Below are 18,826 nucleotides of genomic sequence, written 5' to 3' on the forward strand. Positions count from 1 at the left end.
AAACGGCGTGGCGGCCGGACCGGTGGAGTGATAGAAATTCGGCATCATAGAGCGCAGGTTGGGCCGTCCGGCATGAAGAAGATCGAAGCGATCATCAAGCCCTTCAAGCTCGACGAGGTGAAGGAGGCGCTCCAGGAGGTCGGCCTCCAGGGCATCACCGTGATCGAGGCCAAGGGCTTCGGCCGCCAGAAGGGCCACACCGAGCTGTATCGCGGCGCGGAATACGTCGTCGACTTCCTGCCCAAGGTGAAGCTCGAGATCGTGCTCTCGGACGCGCTGGTCGAGGGCGCCGTCGAGGCGATCCGCAAGTCGGCCCAGACCGGCCGCATCGGCGACGGCAAGATTTTCGTCTCGACCATCGAGGAGGCGATCCGCATCCGCACCGGCGAGACCGGGCCGGACGCGATCTGAGCCCCGCGCCGGGAGGCGGCGCGTGAGCCTCACTCCGCACCTGCGCAGCGTGGTCGAGGAGATCGCCTACGAGATGCGGCAGCGCTCCGACCGGGGCACGGTCGCGCGCTACATCCCCGAGCTCGCCCGCGTCGACCCGCAGGCCTTCGGCCTCGTCGTGATCGATGCCGACGGCACCATCGCTGCGGCCGGCGACAGCGAGACCCCGTTCTCGATCCAGAGCGTGTCGAAGGTCTTCACCCTGACGCTCGCGCTCGGCATGGTCGGCGACGCCCTGTGGAAGCGCGTCGGGCGCGAGCCCTCGGGCAGCCCGTTCAACTCGATCGTGCAGCTGGAGCGCGAGCAGGGCGTTCCGCGCAACCCCTTCATCAATGCCGGCGCGATCGCGGTGACCGACGTGATCCTGTCCGGCCACCAGCCGCGCGAGGCGCTGGGCGAGATCCTGCGCTTCATGCAGGCGCTCGCCAACGACCCGACCATCGCCATCGACGAGGCGGTGGCGGCGTCCGAGAAGCGCACCGGCTTCCGCAACGTGGCGCTGGCCAACTACATGAAGTCCTTCGGCGTGGTCGAGAACCCGGTCGACTACACGCTCGGCGTCTACTTCCACCATTGCGCGATCAGCATGTCGTGCCGGCAGCTCGCCACGGCGGGGCGCTTCCTGGCCCATTCCGGCCGGAACCCCGCCACCGGCCTGTCGGTGATCCCGCCCGAGCGCGCGCGCCGCATCAACGCGGTGATGCTGACCTGCGGCCACTACGACGGCTCGGGCGAGTTCGCCTACCGGGTCGGCCTGCCGGGCAAGAGCGGCGTCGGCGGCGGCATCCTGGCGATCGCCCCGGGCCGGGCCTCGATCGCGGTCTGGTCGCCCGGCCTCGACGAATCCGGCAACTCGCATCTCGGCCGGATCGCGCTGGAAAGCCTGACCAAGCGCATGGGCTGGTCGATCTTCGGCGCGTGAGCTCTCCGCGAAGCGCCGAAGGGCCTCCTCTCCCCTCCGGGAGAGGGGGGGCCGCGTTCCGACCGGCACGCGCCCGGGGAACGAAAGACGGCGCGGATCCGAAGACCCGCGCCGCCGCGTAAGGCCGAAATCCCGGACCTCAGTGGGTCGGAACCGACTCGACCGTCTTCAGGATCTGCGAGGCGATCTGGTAGGGGTCCCCCTGGCTGTTGGGACGGCGGTCTTCCAGGTAGCCCTTGTAGTCGTTGTTGACGAAGGAGTGCGGCACGCGGATCGAGGCGCCGCGGTCGGCCACGCCGTAGGAGAACTGGTTGATCGCCGCGGTCTCGTGCTTGCCGGTCAGCCGCATGTGGTTGTCGGGGCCGTAGACGGCGATGTGGTCGTCGAGGTTCTCCTTGAACGCCGCCATCAGCTTCTCGAAGTATTCCTTGCCGCCGGTCTCGCGGAGGTAGGTGGTCGAGAAGTTGGCGTGCATGCCCGAGCCGTTCCAGTCGGTGTCGCCGAGCGGCTTGCAGTGGTACTCGACGTCGATGCCGTACTTCTCGCACAGGCGCTGCAGCAGGTAGCGCGCGACCCACATCTCGTCGGCGGCCTTCTTGGAGCCCTTGCCGAAGATCTGGAACTCCCACTGGCCCTTGGCCACCTCGGCGTTGATGCCCTCGTGGTTGATGCCGGCGTCGAGGCAGAGGTCGAGGTGCTCCTCGACGATCTGGCGCGCGATCGGGCCGACGTTCGAGTAGCCGGCGCCGCAATAGTACGGGCCCTGCGGCGCGGGGTAGCCGGTCGACGGGAAGCCGAGCGGGCGGCCGTCCTTGTAGAAGAAGTATTCCTGCTCGAAGCCGAACCAGGCGCCCGGGTCATCGTGGATGGTGGCGCGCTTGTTCGACGGGTGCGGGGTCTTGCCGTCCGGCATCATCACTTCGCACATCACCAGCACGCCGTTCTTGCGCGTGGAATCGGGGAAGTGGCGCACGGGCTTGAGCATGCAGTCGGACGAGCCGCCCTCGGCCTGCAGGGTCGATGAGCCGTCGAAGCCCCAGAGCGGGAGCTGCTCGAGGGTCGGGAAGCCGTCGAAGTCCTTGATCTGGGTCTTGCCGCGAAGATTCGGGACCGGCGTGTACCCGTCGAGCCACAAATACTCGAGTTTGTATTTCGTCATTCCGAGTCTCTCGTCCGTTAACGATGAAAAGCCAGCGGGAACGGCAGCCGCTCCGGGGCTTCCGACGACCGAGACCCCGCTAGCAGGGACCGTGCCAGCAAAACGCCGTCCCGCCGGCGGTTCCCGTCCCCGCGCGGCCGAAGCAGTCAACTCCGCGTGAGCGTCGGGCTCGGAGGGGGCCGCCCCACTCGGCTCGGGCGCGGGCGATGCGGCGGCACCGCCCGTCGTCCGAGGCGACGACGATTTCCCGGCCCCTTCGGTTGGCACGACGGCGTCGCGGACTGTATGGAGCCCACGTCCGGCGCACGGCACGGTGCGGCGGCCCACGAATGTCAGGAGGACGTCCACGATGACGACAGCGGCCGAGGTGCTCAAGACCATCCGGGACAACGACGTCAAGTATGTCGACTTCCGGTTCACGGACCCGCGCGGCAAGTGGCAGCACGTCACCTTCGACGTCAGCCTGGTGGACGACGAGATCTTCGAGGAAGGCACGATGTTCGACGGCTCGTCGATCGCCGGCTGGAAGGCGATCAACGAATCCGACATGCTGCTGATGCCGGACCCGGCGACCGCCACGATGGACCCGTTCTTCTCGGCGGCCACCATGGTCATCGTCTGCGACGTGCTCGAGCCCTCGACCGGCGCGCCCTACCCGCGCGACCCGCGCGGCACCGCCAAGCTCGCCGAGGCCTATCTCAAGTCCACCGGCATTGGCGACACGATCTACGTCGGCCCGGAGGCCGAGTTCTTCGTCTTCGACGACGTGAAGTTCGGCGCCGACCCGTACCACACCGGCTTCCAGCTCGATTCGACCGAGCTGCCCACCAACGGCTTCACCGACTACGAGGGCGGCAACCTCGGCCACCGCGTCGCCACCAAGGGCGGCTACTTCCCGGTGCCGCCGCAGGATTCGGCCCAGGACATGCGCGGCGAGATGCTGGCCGCGATGCAGGGCATGGGCGTGAAGGTGGAGAAGCACCACCACGAGGTCGCCAGCGCCCAGCACGAGCTCGGCATGAAGTTCGACACGCTGACGCTGCTCGCCGACCACATGCAGATCTACAAGTACTGCATCCACAACGTGGCGCAGAGCTTCGGCAAGACCGCGACCTTCATGCCGAAGCCCGTCTTCGGCGACAACGGCTCGGGCATGCACGTGCACCAGTCGATCTGGAAGGACGGCAAGCCGATCTTCGCCGGCGACAAGTACGCCGGCCTCTCCCAGGAATGCCTGTGGTACATCGGCGGCATCATCAAGCACGCCAAGGCGCTGAACGCCTTCACCAACCCGTCGACCAACTCCTACAAGCGCCTGGTGCCGGGCTACGAGGCCCCCGTGCTGCTCGCCTACTCGGCGCGCAACCGATCGGCCTCCTGCCGCATCCCGTGGACGAAGAGCCCGAAGGCCAAGCGCGTCGAGGTCCGCTTCCCCGATCCGATGGCCAACCCCTACCTCGCCTTCTCGGCGCTGCTGATGGCGGGGCTCGACGGCATCCTGAACAAGATCGATCCGGGCGCGGCCATGGACAAGGACCTCTACGACCTGCCCCCGCGCGAGCTGAAGAAGATCCCCACCGTCTGCGGCTCGTTGCGCGAGGCGCTGCAGAACCTCGACCGCGACCGCGCCTTCCTCAAGGCCGGCGACGTCTTCACCGACGACCAGATCGACTCGTTCATCGCCCTGAAGATGGAGGAGGTCATGCGCTACGAGATGACCCCGCACCCGGTCGAGTTCACGATGTACTACTCGCTCTGAGTCCGGGGCGGGCGCGACGACCGCTCCCATCGCCCACGACGAAGCGCCGGAGCCTCCTCGAGGCTCCGGCGCTTCGCGTTTGAGAACCGCGGAGAGCCTCGCTTTTCTGACTATATTCCTGTGTAGGAATATAGGAAGATCCGAGGGGTGCAGTCCATGGCGTCAGGCGCGACGGGCCTTTTGCGGGCGAGATGGCTGATCGCCGCGTACCGCGTGGAGGTCGCCTTCCTGCGGTTGCGCCTGTCGCTGCGTGCGTATCACGCCGACCAACCCCGCGTGCCGGCCGGGAACCCGAGCGGGGGCCAATGGACGGATGGCGATACGGGCGACGGGCATGATTTCGCCGACGATGCGCGGATCTTCCACGTCTCGGACGATGCCGACCGCCGGTACAGGGTCTTGCTCTCCGAGGAAGAGGCGCGCGGCGGGCATACGCTTCGCGAGCATGTGGCAAGACGGATGCGGAGATGATGGATCGCGTCCTGGCCAGCAGAGGGACGTTCCCGGTCATCAGTTACGGCCTGAAGCGCGATGGCTCGTTCGAGTCAGTGGAGACTGCGAACGACTTTGTCGATCGAACACTGGAGCAGAATGCTGCGGAGGTCGATGACGTCGCAACCGGTAGAAGAGACGATGCCTTCATGACATCCCGTTTCGGATAGAGAACCGGGCCGGAAGCCTACACGGCGGGGCAGCTCGAGCCGTATCTGCGCACGACCTACGATGTCGGAATGTTCATCGTTCACGATCCGGGCAGTCCCCGCGGGTACCGCATCCATACCGCCTATCCGCGCAACGACTGAGATCGACATGCAGGCCGCCCCGGAATTCCTGACCTTTGCCCGCTGGTACATCCAGGACATCGATCGCATCGCGCCGACGCTCGAGGAGATGTACGATTTCGGTCTCAGACGTTTTCGTGGCGAGGAACGCGTCCGCCTGCGGCAGTTCATCGACCGGGCCGTCCGCGAGGCGTCCGACGCGACGTTGGAACGGCTGTGGAATGAGACGGACGCCGACATCTACTTCCCCACCGTGCAGGATCTCCGCGCCTTCCTGGCCGGCGCCCGCGACCGGCTCTGACCAGAGAATCCGAGGGATCGGGTCCGGACGCCGCAGAGGGAAGAGGGAAGACGCCACGGCGAAGCCGCGCCTCGAACCCACGTCGGAATTCCATCGGCTCGGCCTGGGTTTCTACCAGGACCTCGACACGACCGGGAAGACGGAAGACGAGGTCTGTGACATCGTGCTCGATCCGTTCACCGGCCAGGAGCGGATCCGCCTGCAGGACTTCCTCGACGGGATCACACGCGACGACGCCTCGGATGCCGAGCTGCTGCAACTAAGGTAGCTTGTATATCAAATATAATCGCAGTGCTGGTTTTTACTTGATCCATGACCTGAATTCGGCGCGTGGCTTTTGCGTCCGAGCCGCGCATCCACGGCGTGACGGGGATCGACATGCAGCAGCCACCGGAATTCGAGAAATTCTCACGCCAATTTTATGCGGGCATATTGGACGGCGTTGAAACAGAAGCGGAATTAATCAATTCGGTCTTGTCCCCATTCTCAAATCCGCAACAACGCGCGCGCCTGCGTTCGTATCTCGATGAGATAACGCGGGATCATGTAGACGATAGGGAGCTGCAAGAAATCTGGTAGTCGTCGTCCGCAGACACCGTGTTTCGTGATAGCGCTGGGCTGCGTGAGTTGTTGAGAAGAGCGCGAGATCGGCTCTGATATCTGGCCCGAGTTCATCCTTGCGATGCGCGATCCCTCCTATAAAATCTCCATATCCCGCACGATCCGCCATCGATTGCAGATTTTGTGTTTCCATTTAAAGAAGGCTGGAGTTGCTGCATCTCGATGATTGCATAACTAAAATTCGCAAATCACACAGATGATAGCGCTGTTTATCTGCGCGACACACGTCGTGTTGGCGTCGAGTCGAGACATGACCCGACTTCCCCGAGCGGATTTCTTATCCGGGCCGCATTTCCCCCTGCAGAAGGCAGCCGAAATGAAGCTGTCTGCGGAATTTTGTGATTTCAGCCTGCAATTCTATCAAGATCTTCTCGACGACGTGTCGAGCGAAGAGGAAATGATCCGTACCGTTTTATCGCCTTTGAAGGATGCGGAAAAACGCGCAAGACTGAGGGAATATCTCGGCTCGATCACCGCAGACGAATTTTCAGACGAAGACTTCAGGAAACTGTGGTGGTCCTCCTCCGCCGATATCGTGTTTCACGACGGCGCCGAGCTGAGAGGTTTTCTGAAACGGGTGCGGGACAGATTGTAACGCCCGCCTCGGGAGCCGCCAGGGCAGCTCGGAACCGGCGAAGGCTGACGATGACGGGGATGCGGTAGAAGTTCCGGCAGGTTGCCGAGGCCTGAAGCGTGTCATGGAAGCATGGTGATCGTCCGACGGTGAAGAACGGATCCTTCCCCGGACCCGTCCGGGTTTCGAAAGGCCCGGGATCTTTCGCGGGTGCGGGCGAGGGCCCTGCATGATCCTCGGGGCTCGGCTCCGAGCCCCCGCCAAAGGGATGATCCCTTTGGAATCCCCCGGTTTGTGGTTCTATGATCAGGGGTGGGATCGATCGTCGTCACGGTCAATCACGCCCCCTCGGAATGCGTTGCCGGTCGCTTTGGGACCCTGATCGTTCGAATCGGCGAATCGATCCATGCTCACCCTCGACCACCTTGTCATCGTCGCACCGGATCTCGCCGCGGGCGTGGCTCATGTCCGCGACGGCCTCGGCGTCGACATGCCCGAGGGCGGGCGCCACCGCGAGATGGCGACCCGCAACCATCTGCTGCGCCTCGGCCCGGCGACCTTCCTCGAGGTGATCGCGGTGGACGCGGCGGCCGCGCCGCCCGGCCGCCCGCGCTGGTTCGGCCTCGACGACGGCGTCCGCGTGCGGGCCGACTGGGAGGCCGGCCGGCGCCTGCGCGGCTGGGTCGCCCGCACCGGCGACCTCGACGGCCTGCTCGGGCGCCATCCCGGCCTGTTCGGCGATGCGCTGGCCGTCAGCCGCGGCGCCCTGCGCTGGCGCTTCGCCGTGCGCCGCGACGGCGCCTGGCCCGAGGACGGCGCCCTGCCCTGCCCGATGACGTGGGGCGAAGGCCCGCACCCGGCCGGCGCAATGCCCGATCTCGGCTGCCGGCTCGCCGGCCTCACCCTCACGCACCCCGATCCCGACCGGATCGCCGCCCTGTACCGGACGCTTCGGCTCGCGGACGCGCCGGCGGTCCGGGCCGGGGCGTTCGGCTACCGCGCCGAGATCGCGACGCCCCACGGCCTGCGCGTGCTATCCTGACGGGCAGCGCGATCGGCGCGTCGTTCCGGCCCCCTGCAGGAGACCGTCCCATGGCCCTCGTCTGCCCGGTGATCCTCGGCTCCGTCCGCTCCGACCGGCAGGGTCTTCGCGTCGCGCGATTCCTGATCGCCGAGCTGGAGCGGCGCGGCTGGGAGGCGCCGCTGGTCGACCCCGCCGAGCTGCAGCTGCCGCTGCTCGACCGGATGTACAAGGAGCACCCGAAGGGCGAGGCGCCGCCGAAGCTCGAGGCGCTGGCGGCGCTCTACCGCCGGGCCGACGCCTTCGCCGTGGTCTCGGCCGAGTACAACCATTCGGTGCCGCCGGCCCTGTCGAACACCCTCGACCACTTCCTGGAGGAGTATTACTGGCGGCCCTCGGCGATCTGCTGCTACTCGGCCGGGCAGTACGGCGGCGTGCGCGCGGCGATGCAGCTCCGGGCGATGCTGGCCGAGCTCGGCATGCCGAGCATCCCCGCGCTGCTGCCGGTGCCGCGGGTCGGCAAGGCGCTGGACGAGGCGGGCACGGCCGCCGAGCCGTGGCTGACCAAGGCCGCCGGCAAGTTCCTCGACGAGCTGGCCTGGTACGCCGAGGCGCTGAAGGCCCAGCGGCAGAAGGGCACGCCGTACTGAGCGCCGAGTGGCACCGCGATTGCCACGCGCCGGGGACCGCGGGTCGCAGGACGGACGTGGCATCAACGAGAGCTGGGCATGAACGAGAGCGTGGAACGGGTCCGGGACGCCCTGGCCGAGCTGATCAAGGCGGCGCTGATCTCCGACGACCGGACGAGCCTCGCCTGCCGCGACGCGGCGCGGGAGAAGCTCGCGGCGCTGGCGGCCGACCCGCCGGAAGCGGGATCGCTGCGCATCGACGGCGCCTGGACCCTGGCGATCAAGGCGGCCGAGGCGCCGGAGCTCCAGCCGGCCGAGGGCCAGGTGAACCTGACCCTGCCGCGGGCCGCGCCGTTCGCCCTCGAGGACCTGATCGCGCCGGGCTTCGACGTGGACGCCGCCGTCGAGAGGATCCGCAAGTCGGCCTCCACCGGCTAGAGCATCGTCCGTGATCCAGGGATCGCGGACGATGCTCTGTCCTGTCGTGAGGCCGTATCGTCTTCCTGCGGGCCCGGATCCACCCCGCTTGAAAATGCTCTCCGGGTGGAGACCGGCGACCGACGCCTGTCGAGGGCCGGCGGCGCCGATGTTGCTCCGGATCGGGCGCAGCACCATGTTGGGGAACAGACGCGCGGTCCTCGATCGCGATCCCCGAACAGAACCGTCGCCGCGCGCGGCGCGAGCGAGCTGAACAGCCTTTGGCCAAACGCATCAACACCCAGGCGGGGGAGCCGTCCCTCCCCTCGCGCGAGCAGATCGTCGCCTTCATCGCGCGGGCGACCGACACGGTCGGCAAGCGCGAGATCGCGCAGGCCTTCGGCATCAAGGGCGCCGACAAGATCGGCTTGAAGCGCATCCTCAAGGAGATCGAGGAGGACGGCGACATCGCCCGCGGGCGCGGCGGCCTGTCGAAGGCCGGGCGCCTGCCGCCGGTGGTGCTGGCCGACATCCGCTCGCGCGACCGCAACGGCGACTTCCTGGCGTTTCCCGCCGAGTGGGATGCCGGCAAGGGCGATGGGACGGGCAAGCCGCCGACCATCGTGCTCCACGCGCCGCGCGGCGGCCGCAAGCCGCGGGGCCTGACCGCCGGCATCGGCGACCGCGCCCTGCTCAGGGTCGAGCCCGACGGCGCCGACGGGCGCTACACCGGCCGCGTCGTCAAGGTGATCGGAAAGAACAAGGCCGAGATCATCGGCGTGTTCCGCGAGGGCGCCCAAGGTGGCCGCATCGTGCCGGTGGAGAAGCGCTCGCAGGGCCGCGAGATCCTGATCCCGCCCGGCGAGGAGGGCGAGGCCCGCGAGGGCGACCTCGTCAGCGTCACGCTGGAGCGCGAGACCCGCTTCGGGCTGCCGCGCGGCCGGGTGCGCGAGCGCCTCGGCTCGCTCGGCTCCGAGAAGGCGGTGAGCCTGATCGCGCTGCACCTCCACCACATCCCGCACGTGTTCGCGGAGGCGACGCTGGCCGAGGCCGACGCGGCCAAGCCCGCCACGATGAAGGGCCGCGAGGATTGGCGCGACCGCCCGCTGCTGACGATCGATCCGCCCGACGCCAAGGACCACGACGACGCGGTGATGGCGCAAGCCGACGACGACGCCGGCAACCCCGGCGGCTTCGTCGTCACCGTGGCGATCGCCGACGTCGCGGCCTACGTCCGCCCCGGCTCGGCCCTCGACCGCGAGGCGCTGGAGCGCGGCAACTCGGTCTACTTCCCCGACCGGGTCGTGCCGATGCTGCCCGAGCGCATCTCCAACGACCTGTGCTCGCTCCGCGAGGGCGAGGACCGCCCGGCGCTGGCGGTGCGGATGGTGGTCGCCGCCGACGGGACGAAGCGCAGGCACACGTTCCACCGGGTGATGATGCGCTCGCGCGCCAAGCTCTCCTACGCCCAGGCGCAGGCCGCCATCGACGGGCACGGCGACGACGCCGCGAATGCGCTGCTCGACACGGCGCTCCGCCCGCTCTGGGCCGCCTACGCGGCGCTCCGCGAGGCGCGCGACCGGCGCGGCCCGCTGGCGCTCGACCTGCCGGAGCGCAAGGTGCTGCTGACCCCGGACGGCGCGGTCGACCGGGTGATCGTGCCGGAGCGCCTCGACGCGCACCGGCTGATCGAGGAGTTCATGATCCAGGCCAACGTCGCGGCGGCCGAGACGCTCGAGGGCGCGCGCCAGGCGCTGATCTACCGGGTGCACGACGAGCCGGCGATCGAGAAGATGCGCGCGCTCGGCGAGGTGCTCGCCTCGGTCGGCGTCAAGCTGCCGAAGGAGGGCGCGCTCCGGCCGGCCCTGTTCAACCGCATCCTCGCGACGGTGGCCGAGACCGAGCACGCGCTGTTCATCAACGAGGTAGTGCTGCGCAGCCAGGCCCAGGCCGTCTACGGCTCGGAGAATCTCGGGCATTTCGGGCTGAACCTGCGCCGCTACGCCCACTTTACCTCGCCGATCCGGCGCTACGCCGACCTCATCGTCCACCGGGCGTTGATCGCTGCCGGGCGCATGGGCACGGACGGGCTCTCGCCGGACGTGACGGCCGCCGACCTCGCGCAGGTCGGCGAGCAGATCTCGGCGGCCGAGCGCCGGGCCATGGCGGCCGAGCGCGAGACCATCGACCGGCTGATCGCCCACCACCTCGCCGACCGGGTCGGCGCGACCTTCCACGGCCAGATCGCCGGCGTGACGCGGGCCGGGCTGTTCATCAAGCTGGCCGATACCGGCGCGGACGGCTTCGTGCCGATCTCGACGCTGGGCGCCGACTACTTCCGCCACGAGGAGGGCCGCCACGCGCTGGTCGGCGAGCGCACCGGCGAGACCTTTCGGCTGGGCGACAAGGTCGAGGTGAAGCTCGTCGAGGCCGCCCCCGTCGCCGGCGCGCTGCGCTTCGAGCTTCTGTCGGAAGGGCGCACCCGGGCGGGAACCAAGGCCTCCGGCACCCAGGCGCCCGGCGGCCGCGCCTTCAAGGCCGCCCCGAGCGGCCGCCCCGCCGGCATCCGCAACGCGGGCACGCGTCACCGCGGCTCGCGCCGGTGAGGCGGCAGGGTGTATGGTGACGGCATGATGCGCGAGCCCCCCACCCGTACCGGCCTGGTCCGCTCGATGGCGCGGGGCTTCGTCGGCCGCTGCCCGCATTGCGGGGAGGGCCGGATCTTCGGGCGCTACCTCAAGGTCCGGCCCGAATGCGACGCGTGCGGGCTCGAGCTGCACCATCACCGCGCCGACGACCTGCCGCCCTACCTGGTGATCTTCGTGGTCGCCCACGTGATCGGCTACCTGATCCTCGAATCGGAGCTGAACTACGACGTGCCGCTCTGGGTCTCGCTCAGCGTCTGGCCGGTGGTGACGCTGGCGCTGGCGCTCGGGCTGCTCCAGCCGGTGAAGGGCGCGGTGGTCGGGCTGCAATACGCGCTTGGCATGCACGGCTTCGCCACGCTACCGGGAGCTAAGCCCGACGCGGGGCCGGAGGACGCGCACCTTGACCGACCCGGCCTCGACGGCGCGTCCCCCCTCCGGCCCTAAGCCGAAACCGTCCGCGGCCTTGCGCCCGCGCGACGCCGCGACGCTGATCGTGCTCGACCGCCGCACCCGCGCGCCGAAGGTGCTGATGGGGCGGCGCAACGCCGGCCTCGCCTTCATGCCGGGCAAGTTCGTGTTTCCCGGCGGGCGGATCGAGGCGAGCGACAGGCGCATGCCGGTGGCCGGCGCGCTGCCCGACTACGCCGAGGCCGCGCTGACCCGGCAGGTGGCGCGCCCGCCCCACCATCTCGGCCGCGCGCTGGCGCTCGCCGCCATCCGCGAGACCTTCGAGGAGACCGGCCTGCTCGTCGGCACCCGCGAATACGGGCCGCCGGAGGAGGTGCCGGCCGGCTGGGAGGCCTTCGCCGCCCACGGCGTGCTGCCGGACCTCGAGGCGCTGCACTTCGTCGCCCGCGCGATCACGCCGCCGAAGCGCGTGCGCCGCTTCGACACCCGCTTCTTCACGGTCGACCGCCGCGCCATCGCCGCCGAGGAGCCGGGCCGGGTCTCGGAGGCGTCGGAACTCACCGAGCTCGCGTGGTTCACCTTCGCCGCCGCGCGCAAGCTCGACCTGCCGACCATCACCGGCATGATCCTCGACGAGCTGGAAGCCCAGGTCGCGGTCGACTTCGCGCCCTACCGCCCGATCCCGTTCCACGCCGAGCGCCGCGGCCGGCGCGAGCGCACGGTGCTGTAGGGCTCGGGCCGCGGGGCGCCCGAGCGGGTCCCCACCTTGACGGCCCCGGCCCGATCGGGCATTCACCCGCCGGTATTCGGCCGGCCACGCCCGGCCCTTTTGCGTTTCGCGCTTGCGGAATGCCGCGAAGCCCCAGGAGCGCCCGCCATGGCCAAGGCCGTCACCGTCAAGATCAAGCTCGTCTCCACCGCCGACACGGGCTACTTCTACGTCACCAAGAAGAACTCCCGCACGCAGACCGAGAAGCTGACGCAGCGCAAGTACGACCCGGTCGTGCGCAAGCACGTCGACTTCAAGGAATCGAAGATCAAGTAAGCGTTTCGGTCCGGCAGCCCGGATCGGACGACGAGGCCGCCCCCGACCGGGGCGGCCTTTTTCGTGCACGCCGGTGCGGCGCTCCTACAGGTCCGGCGCGTCGAGCGTCTTCGCCAATGTCCGCGCGATGGCGACCAGCGCCGTGATCATCGGGGTGGAGGGCTCGCGCCGCGGCGCCACCAGGCCGATCGTGTGCTCCAGCTCCGGCGCGACGATCGGGATCGCGCGCACACCGACCATCGGCCCGAGGGCGTCGGCGAGGATCGCCGGCATCACGCTCGCCCACTTGAGCGTGCGGACATGGGTCATCAGCACGATCATCGAGTTCGATTCGAGCGAGGCCGAGGGCTCGCCGCCCGCGTCGCGGATCTGCTGGTCGATGATGCGCCGGTTCTGCATGTTCGGCGTGAGCAGGCACAGCGGCAGGCGGCCGATCTCGGCCCAGGTCACCGAGGCGCGCGCGTCGAAGGCGCCGCCTTCCGCGGTCAGCAGCCGGTAGCGCTCGCGGTAGAGCGGCACCGAGATCACCCGGCCGAGCGGCTCGTTGTCGAGGTAGGTCAGGCCGGCATCGGCCTCCAGGTTCTCGATCAGCGAGAAGATGTCGGCCGAGGTGGTCGATTCCACCGTCAGCCGCACGTCGGGGTGCTTCTCGCGGTAGGGCGTCGTGAGGTTGGCCACCATCGGCAGCGCGGTCGGGATCGCGGCGATGCGCAGGTGCCCGGTGAGGCCGCGGCGCAGGCCCGCCACGTCCTCGTGCATGGCGCGGCTGTCGGCGACGATGCGCCGGCCCCATTCGAGCACGCGCTCGCCCTCCGGGGTGAAGCCCTGGAAGCGCGAGCCGCGCCGCACCAGCTGCACCCCGAAGCGGTTCTCGAGCTGCTTCACCCCCGCCGACAGGGTCTGCTGGGTGACGCCGCAGGTCTCGGCGGCGCGCCCGAAATGCTGCTCCCGCGAGAGCGCGAGCAGGAAGTCGAGCTTGTCGATCATGGCACCCTCCCCGGCGGCGTGCCGGGAAGGCTATACCCATTCGGCCGACCGCGCCCGCTCAGCGGAACAGGATCAGCGCCTTGGCCAGCGTCGTCCACACGCCCCAGGCGATCGGGATGCCGACGACGGCCCAGGCGGCGAGCGCCGCCAGGCCGAAGCCGCCGCGGCCGATGCCGAAGGAGCCCGAGGGGATCGTCCCCGCCGCGCCCCGGCTGTTCAGCGCCGCCACGTCGGCGTCCGACATGAACCACTTGGCCTTGAGCGGGCGCACCAGCAGGTTGGCGACGAAGCCGAGCGCCAGCATGCCGGCGAGGATGTACATGGTGCCGTCGTAGAGGCGCGAGCCGGCGACGCCGGCATCGACCTGCGCCTGGCGGATGTAGTTGACCACCACCGGCCCGACGATGCCGGCCGTCGACCACGCGGTGAGCAGCCGCCCGTGGATCGCGCCGACGAACTGCGTGCCGAAGATGTCGGCGAGATAGGCCGGCACCGTGGCGAAGCCGCCGCCGTACATCGACAGGATGACGCAAAACGCGAGCACGAACAGCGCCTGCGAGCCGGCGGCGGCGAAGGACGGCGCGCCGGCATAGAGCGCGATGCCGAGCGCGAAGAAGATCGCGTAGGTGGTCTTGCGCCCGAGCTTGTCCGACATCGAGGCCCAGAAGAAGCGGCCGCCGATGTTGAACAGCGACAGCAGCCCGACGAAGCCCGCCGCGATCGCGGCGACCTGCGCCTTCTGGCCGGCCTCGAGGGCGGAAAAGCCGACATCCGGCGCGCCGACGAGGCGACCGCCGAAGATCTCCTGCAGCATCGGCGAGGCGATGCCGATGACGCCGATCCCGGCCGAGACGTTGAGGCACAGCACCGCCCAGATCAGCCAGAACTGCGCGGTCTTGTGCGCGTCGTCGAGGTGGACCTGGCCGTTGGTGATCATCCCCGCCTTGGCCGGCGCCGGGCTCCAGCCCTCGGGCTTCCAGCCGGCCGGCGGCACGCGGTAGCCGAGCGCGCCGGCCATCATGAACACGAAGTAGCCGGCGGCCATCACCAGGAAGGTCTGCCACACGCCGACCGAGGTCGGCGACTTGAACGCGTCCATCAGCATCGCCGCCAGCGGCGAGCCGATCAGCGCGCCGCCGCCGAACCCCATGATCGCCATGCCGGTGGCCATGCCGCGCCGGTCCGGGAACCACTTGATCAGGGTCGAGACCGGCGAGATGTAGCCGAGCCCGAGGCCGATGCCGCCGATCACGCCCGAGCCGAGCCACATCATCCAGAGCTGATGGGTGACGATGCCCAGCGCCGAGATCGCCATGCCGCCGCACCAGCACAAAGCCGCGGCGATGCCGGCCTTGCGCGGCCCCGCCCGCTCGAGCCAGCCGCCGAACACCGCGGCCGAGGCCCCGAGGAAGACGAAGAACAGGGTGTACATCCAGCCGAGATCGGCCACCCGCCAGTCGCAGGTGGTGGTCACCAGCGCAGTCGCCAGCGACATGTCCGGGCAGGCCTTCGACGCGGTGATGCCGAGGGCGCGCGAGAGCGGCAGCCAGAACACCGAGAAGCCGTAGGCCATGCCGATGCAGAGGTGGATCGCCAGGGCCGCCGGCGGCACGAGCCAGCGGTTGAACCCGGGTTTCGCGACGATGTATTCGCGCGACAACCAGGATGTCGGCCGCTCGCGCAGCAAGGTGACGTCGGCGGTCCGTGCGGTCATCGGTGAGGTTCCCCCGAAGCGGCCCTGTTGAGCGGGCCGTCAATCGAGGTGAATTCTAAGGATTGAATTCAAGCGCGACTATGCGCGGATGTCGACGAGTCGGACGTTTCATCCGTCCGATCGTGACAAAACCGCGCCGGCGTCAACCGGCGTCGCTCGCACCTTCGCCGAGCTTCTGCGGATCGCGGGTGGCGGACCGCACCGGGCTCTCGGCCTCGGTCCGGCCCTCGCGCATCGCGCGGACCACGAGCGGATCGACCCGCTCGCCCATCGCCGGCAGGCAGGCCTCGAGGCTCGCCAGCATCTTCGGGGTCCAGAACGCGACCACGTGCTTGTGGATGCCGGTCACGGCCTCGTCATCCGGGTAGGACCGGAAGAAGGACGCGATCTGGTTGGCCATCCGCACCAGCTTCTCGTCGCTCGTCAGCGCGCTCATCGAAAACCTTTGCTTGCCTGCGTTGCCGAACGATGCGCGAGCAGCGCGTGTCCCTCCCCCCGCAGAGGGGGGAGGGAAAGGCCTGCCGCTACTCCGCCGCGTCGAGCTGCTGCGCGATGCGGGTGAGCGAGAAGTCCTCCTCGTAGAACTTCGCCTGCCAGTCCGACGGGCGGTTGGTGCGCCGGACCTGCACCGCCGTGACCTTGTACTCGGGGCAGTTGGTCGCCCAGTCCGAGAAGTCCGTCGTGATGACGTTCGCGCCGGTCTTGGCGTGATGGAAGGTGGTGTAGACCACGCCCGGCTGCATCCGCTCGGTGATACGCGCCTTGAGCGCGATGTCGCCCGACCGGCTCTCCAGCGAGACCAGGTCGCCGTCGACCACGCCGCGGACCTCGGCGTCGAACGGGTGGATCTCCAGCACGTCCTCCTCGTGCCAGCGCGAGTTCTCGGTGCGCCGGGTCTGCGCGCCGACATTGTACTGCGACAGGATCCGGCCGGTGGTGAGGATGAGCGGGAACTTCGCCCCCGTGCGCTCCTCGGTGGCCACGAACTCGGTGATCATGAACCGGCCGAGGCCGCGCACGAACCGGTCGACGTGCATCATCGGCGTGCCCATCGGCGCCTTGTCGTTGCAGGGCCACTGCACCGAGCCGAGCTCGTCGAGCTTGGCGAAGGAGACGCCGGCGAAGCTCGGCGTCAGCGCCGCGATCTCGTCCATGATCTCCGACGGATGGCTGTAGTCCATCTCGTAGCCCAGCGCCTTGGAGAGCAGGATCGTGCCCTCCCAGTCGCCGTAGCCGCCCATCGGCGGCATCACCTTGCGCACGCGCGAGATCCGGCGCTCGGCGTTGGTGAAGGTGCCGTCCTTCTCCAGGAACGAGGCGCCCGGCAGGAAGACGTGGGCGTACTTGGCGGTCTCGTTCAGGAACAGGTCCTGGATGACGATGCACTCCATCGCCATCAGGCCGGACGTGACGTGGTGGGTGTCCGGGTCCGACTGGGCGATGTCCTCGCCCTGGATGTACATGCCCTTGAAGGCGCCATCGACGGCCTCGTCGAGCATGTTGGTGATGCGCAGGCCCGGCGCGTTGTCGAGCTTGGCCCCCCAGAGCGCCTCGAAGCTCTCGCGGGTGGCGTCGTCCGAGACGTGGCGGTAGCCCGGCAGCTCGTGCGGGAATGAGCCCATGTCGCAGGAGCCCTGGACGTTGTTCTGGCCGCGCAGCGGGTTCACGCCGGCGCCGAGCTTGCCGATGTTGCCGGTGGCCATGGCGATGTTGGCCATGCCCATCACCATGGTCGAGCCCTGGCTGTGCTCGGTGACGCCGAGGCCGTAGTAGATGCCGGCGTTGCCGCCGGTGGCGTAGAGCCGGGCGGCGGCGCGGAGCTCAACGGGGTCGATGCCGGTGTATTGCGCCTGCGCCTCCGGCGAGTGGCGCTCGTCGGCGATGAAGCGGGCCCAGGACTCGAACTCGGCGAGGTCGCAGCGCTCGCGCACGTAGGCCTCGTCGATCAGCCCCTCGGTGACGATCACGTGCGCCATCGAGTTGATGAAGGCGACGTTGGAGCCGGGCTTCAGCGGCAGGTGGTGCGTCGCCTTGATGTGGGGCGACTTCACCAGGTCGATCTTGCGCGGGTCGGCGACGATGAGCTTGGCGCCCTGGCGCAGGCGCCGCTTCATCCGCGAGCCGAAGACCGGGTGGCCGTCGGTCGGGTTGGCGCCGATCACCAGGATCACGTCGGACTGCTCGACCGACTTGAAGTCCTGCGTGCCGGCCGAGGTGCCGAGCGTCGACATCAGGCCGTAGCCGGTCGGCGAGTGGCAGACGCGGGCGCAGGTGTCGACGTTGTTGTTGCCGAAGGCGGCGCGCACCAGCTTCTGGACGAGGTAGGCCTCCTCGTTGGTGCAGCGCGACGAGGTGATGCCGCCGACCGAGTCCCGGCCGTAGGTCGCCTGGATGCGCTTGAACTCGGAGGCCGCGCGGCCGATCGCCTCCTCCCACGACACCTCGCGCCACGGATCCGTGATCTTCTCGCGGATCATCGGCTTGGTGATGCGGTCCTTGTGGGTGGCGTAGCCGTAGGCGAAGCGGCCCTTGACGCAGCTGTGGCCCTCGTTGGCCTTGCCGCCCTTGTAGGGCACCATGCGGATGATCTTGGTGCCCTGCATCTCCGCCTTGAACGAGCAGCCGACGCCGCAATAGGCGCAGGTCGTGACCTCCGAATGCTCGGGCTGGCCGTGCTCGTGGATCGACTTCTCCTGGAGCGTCGCGGTCGGGCAGGCCTGCACGCAGGCGCCGCAGGACACGCACTCGGATTCCATGAAGTTGGTGTTGCCGGCCGCCACGCGGCTGTCGAAGCCGCGGCCCTCGATGGTGAGCGCGAAGGTGCCCTGCACCTCCTCGCAGGCGCGGACGCAGCGGTTGCAGACGATGCACTTCGACGGATCGTAGGTGAAGTACGGGTTCGACTCGTCCTTCGGCAGGTACTTCTCGGCGGTGGGCACGACGTGGTTGTCGCCGTCGTAGCCGTAGCGCACGTCGCGCAGGCCCACGATCCCGGCCATGTCCTGCAGCTCGCAGTCGCCGTTGGCCGCGCAGGTCAGGCAGGTCAGCGGGTGGTCGGAGATGTAGAGCTCCATCACGCCCTTGCGGAGCTTGGCGAGCTTGTCGGTCTGCGTCCGCACCACCATGCCGTTCTCGGCCGGCGTGGTGCAGGAGGCCGGCGTGCCGCGCCGCCCCTCGATCTCCACGAGGCAGAGGCGGCAGGAGCCGAACGGCTCCAGCGAATCCGTCGCGCACAGCTTGGGGATCTGCGTGCCCGCCGTCATCGCGGCGGCCATCACCGACGTTCCGGCCGGGACGGTGACGTCCATGCCGTCGATGCTCAGCGTCACCGTCTGATCGCTGACGCGGATCGGGGTGCCGTAGTCGATCTCTTTGATGAGGGCCATGGA

General features: G+C 68.9%; 19 protein-coding genes. 14 read left to right on the forward strand and 5 right to left on the reverse strand.

Going from position 1 to position 18,826, the window contains the following annotated elements:
- The first annotated feature begins 72 nt into the window (after positions 1 to 72).
- The gene (locus MKK64_RS24450; protein WP_147727910.1) at positions 73 to 411 is read left to right on the forward strand and encodes a P-II family nitrogen regulator; all 339 of its coding nucleotides are present in this window, start codon (positions 73 to 75) and stop codon (positions 409 to 411) included.
- A 22-nt stretch (positions 412 to 433) separates the two neighbouring features.
- On the forward strand, positions 434 to 1,372 hold the full coding sequence (locus MKK64_RS24455) for a glutaminase (RefSeq protein WP_313898938.1): 939 nt from the start codon (positions 434 to 436) through the stop codon (positions 1,370 to 1,372).
- Between the two features lie 139 nt (positions 1,373 to 1,511).
- Here MKK64_RS24455 and MKK64_RS24460 read toward each other — a convergent pair whose 3' ends face one another.
- Entirely contained in the window at positions 1,512 to 2,531 is a 1,020-nt protein-coding gene (locus MKK64_RS24460) for a glutamine synthetase beta-grasp domain-containing protein (RefSeq protein ID WP_147727912.1), read from the reverse strand.
- 349 nt (positions 2,532 to 2,880) lie between these two features.
- On the opposite strand from MKK64_RS24460, the gene glnA reads away from it, so the two are divergent.
- The 12 genes from glnA to rpmG all read left to right on the forward strand — a co-directional run bounded on the left by glnA (position 2,881) and on the right by rpmG (position 12,736).
- Positions 2,881 to 4,290 carry a type I glutamate--ammonia ligase gene (gene glnA / locus MKK64_RS24465; protein WP_147727913.1) on the forward strand — a complete coding sequence of 470 codons (1,410 nt, stop codon included), beginning with the start codon at positions 2,881 to 2,883 and terminating at the stop codon, positions 4,288 to 4,290.
- A gap of 156 nt (positions 4,291 to 4,446) precedes the next feature.
- Positions 4,447 to 4,761, forward strand: coding sequence for a hypothetical protein (locus MKK64_RS24470; RefSeq protein ID WP_243938160.1), 315 nt, complete (start codon positions 4,447 to 4,449; stop codon positions 4,759 to 4,761).
- 339 nt (positions 4,762 to 5,100) lie between these two features.
- The gene (locus MKK64_RS24475; protein WP_147727914.1) at positions 5,101 to 5,373 is read left to right on the forward strand and encodes a hypothetical protein; all 273 of its coding nucleotides are present in this window, start codon (positions 5,101 to 5,103) and stop codon (positions 5,371 to 5,373) included.
- Between the two features lie 330 nt (positions 5,374 to 5,703).
- Positions 5,704 to 5,952, forward strand: coding sequence for a hypothetical protein (locus MKK64_RS24480; protein WP_243938161.1), 249 nt, complete (start codon positions 5,704 to 5,706; stop codon positions 5,950 to 5,952).
- A 292-nt stretch (positions 5,953 to 6,244) separates the two neighbouring features.
- Positions 6,245 to 6,589, forward strand: coding sequence for a hypothetical protein (locus MKK64_RS24485; RefSeq protein WP_243938163.1), 345 nt, complete (start codon positions 6,245 to 6,247; stop codon positions 6,587 to 6,589).
- Between the two features lie 385 nt (positions 6,590 to 6,974).
- Positions 6,975 to 7,610 carry a VOC family protein gene (locus MKK64_RS24490; RefSeq protein WP_243938164.1) on the forward strand — a complete coding sequence of 212 codons (636 nt, stop codon included), beginning with the start codon at positions 6,975 to 6,977 and terminating at the stop codon, positions 7,608 to 7,610.
- A 50-nt stretch (positions 7,611 to 7,660) separates the two neighbouring features.
- Positions 7,661 to 8,239: an NADPH-dependent FMN reductase gene (locus tag MKK64_RS24495; protein WP_243938166.1), complete on the forward strand. Its 579-nt coding sequence runs from the start codon at positions 7,661 to 7,663 to the stop codon at positions 8,237 to 8,239.
- A 78-nt stretch (positions 8,240 to 8,317) separates the two neighbouring features.
- On the forward strand, positions 8,318 to 8,656 hold the full coding sequence (locus MKK64_RS24500; RefSeq protein ID WP_243938168.1) for a hypothetical protein: 339 nt from the start codon (positions 8,318 to 8,320) through the stop codon (positions 8,654 to 8,656).
- A gap of 260 nt (positions 8,657 to 8,916) precedes the next feature.
- Positions 8,917 to 11,241: a ribonuclease R gene (gene rnr / locus MKK64_RS24505; protein WP_243938170.1), complete on the forward strand. Its 2,325-nt coding sequence runs from the start codon at positions 8,917 to 8,919 to the stop codon at positions 11,239 to 11,241.
- Positions 11,242 to 11,268: 27 nt separating this feature from the next.
- Positions 11,269 to 11,727, forward strand: a complete 459-nt coding sequence (locus tag MKK64_RS24510; protein WP_243933658.1) for a DUF983 domain-containing protein — start codon at positions 11,269 to 11,271, stop codon at positions 11,725 to 11,727.
- A complete protein-coding gene (locus tag MKK64_RS24515; RefSeq protein ID WP_409568006.1) occupies positions 11,684 to 12,421 on the forward strand; it encodes an NUDIX hydrolase in 738 nt (245 codons plus the stop codon). Before MKK64_RS24510 ends, MKK64_RS24515 begins: the two co-directional genes overlap by 44 nt.
- A 147-nt stretch (positions 12,422 to 12,568) precedes the next feature.
- Positions 12,569 to 12,736 (forward strand): 50S ribosomal protein L33, encoded by a 168-nt coding sequence (gene rpmG, locus MKK64_RS24520; protein ID WP_147726819.1) that lies wholly within the window; start codon positions 12,569 to 12,571, stop codon positions 12,734 to 12,736.
- A gap of 84 nt (positions 12,737 to 12,820) precedes the next feature.
- On the opposite strand, the gene MKK64_RS24525 is transcribed toward rpmG, so the two are convergent.
- From MKK64_RS24525 to fdhF, 4 genes are all read right to left on the reverse strand, one after another.
- The gene (locus MKK64_RS24525; RefSeq protein WP_147726817.1) at positions 12,821 to 13,723 is read right to left on the reverse strand and encodes a LysR family transcriptional regulator; all 903 of its coding nucleotides are present in this window, start codon (positions 13,721 to 13,723) and stop codon (positions 12,821 to 12,823) included.
- Positions 13,724 to 13,781: 58 nt separating this feature from the next.
- Complete coding sequence (locus MKK64_RS24530) at positions 13,782 to 15,437, reverse strand: OFA family MFS transporter (RefSeq protein ID WP_147726816.1); 1,656 nt, start codon at positions 15,435 to 15,437, stop codon at positions 13,782 to 13,784.
- Positions 15,438 to 15,579: 142 nt separating this feature from the next.
- Positions 15,580 to 15,873 (reverse strand): formate dehydrogenase subunit delta, encoded by a 294-nt coding sequence (locus MKK64_RS24535; RefSeq protein ID WP_147726813.1) that lies wholly within the window; start codon positions 15,871 to 15,873, stop codon positions 15,580 to 15,582.
- Between the two features lie 88 nt (positions 15,874 to 15,961).
- Entirely contained in the window at positions 15,962 to 18,823 is a 2,862-nt protein-coding gene (fdhF, locus tag MKK64_RS24540; RefSeq protein ID WP_147726811.1) for a formate dehydrogenase subunit alpha, read from the reverse strand.
- Positions 18,824 to 18,826 lie beyond the last annotated feature (3 nt).

This window comes from Methylobacterium sp. E-025, from assembly GCF_022829705.1.
Lineage (GTDB): Bacteria > Pseudomonadota > Alphaproteobacteria > Rhizobiales > Beijerinckiaceae > Methylobacterium.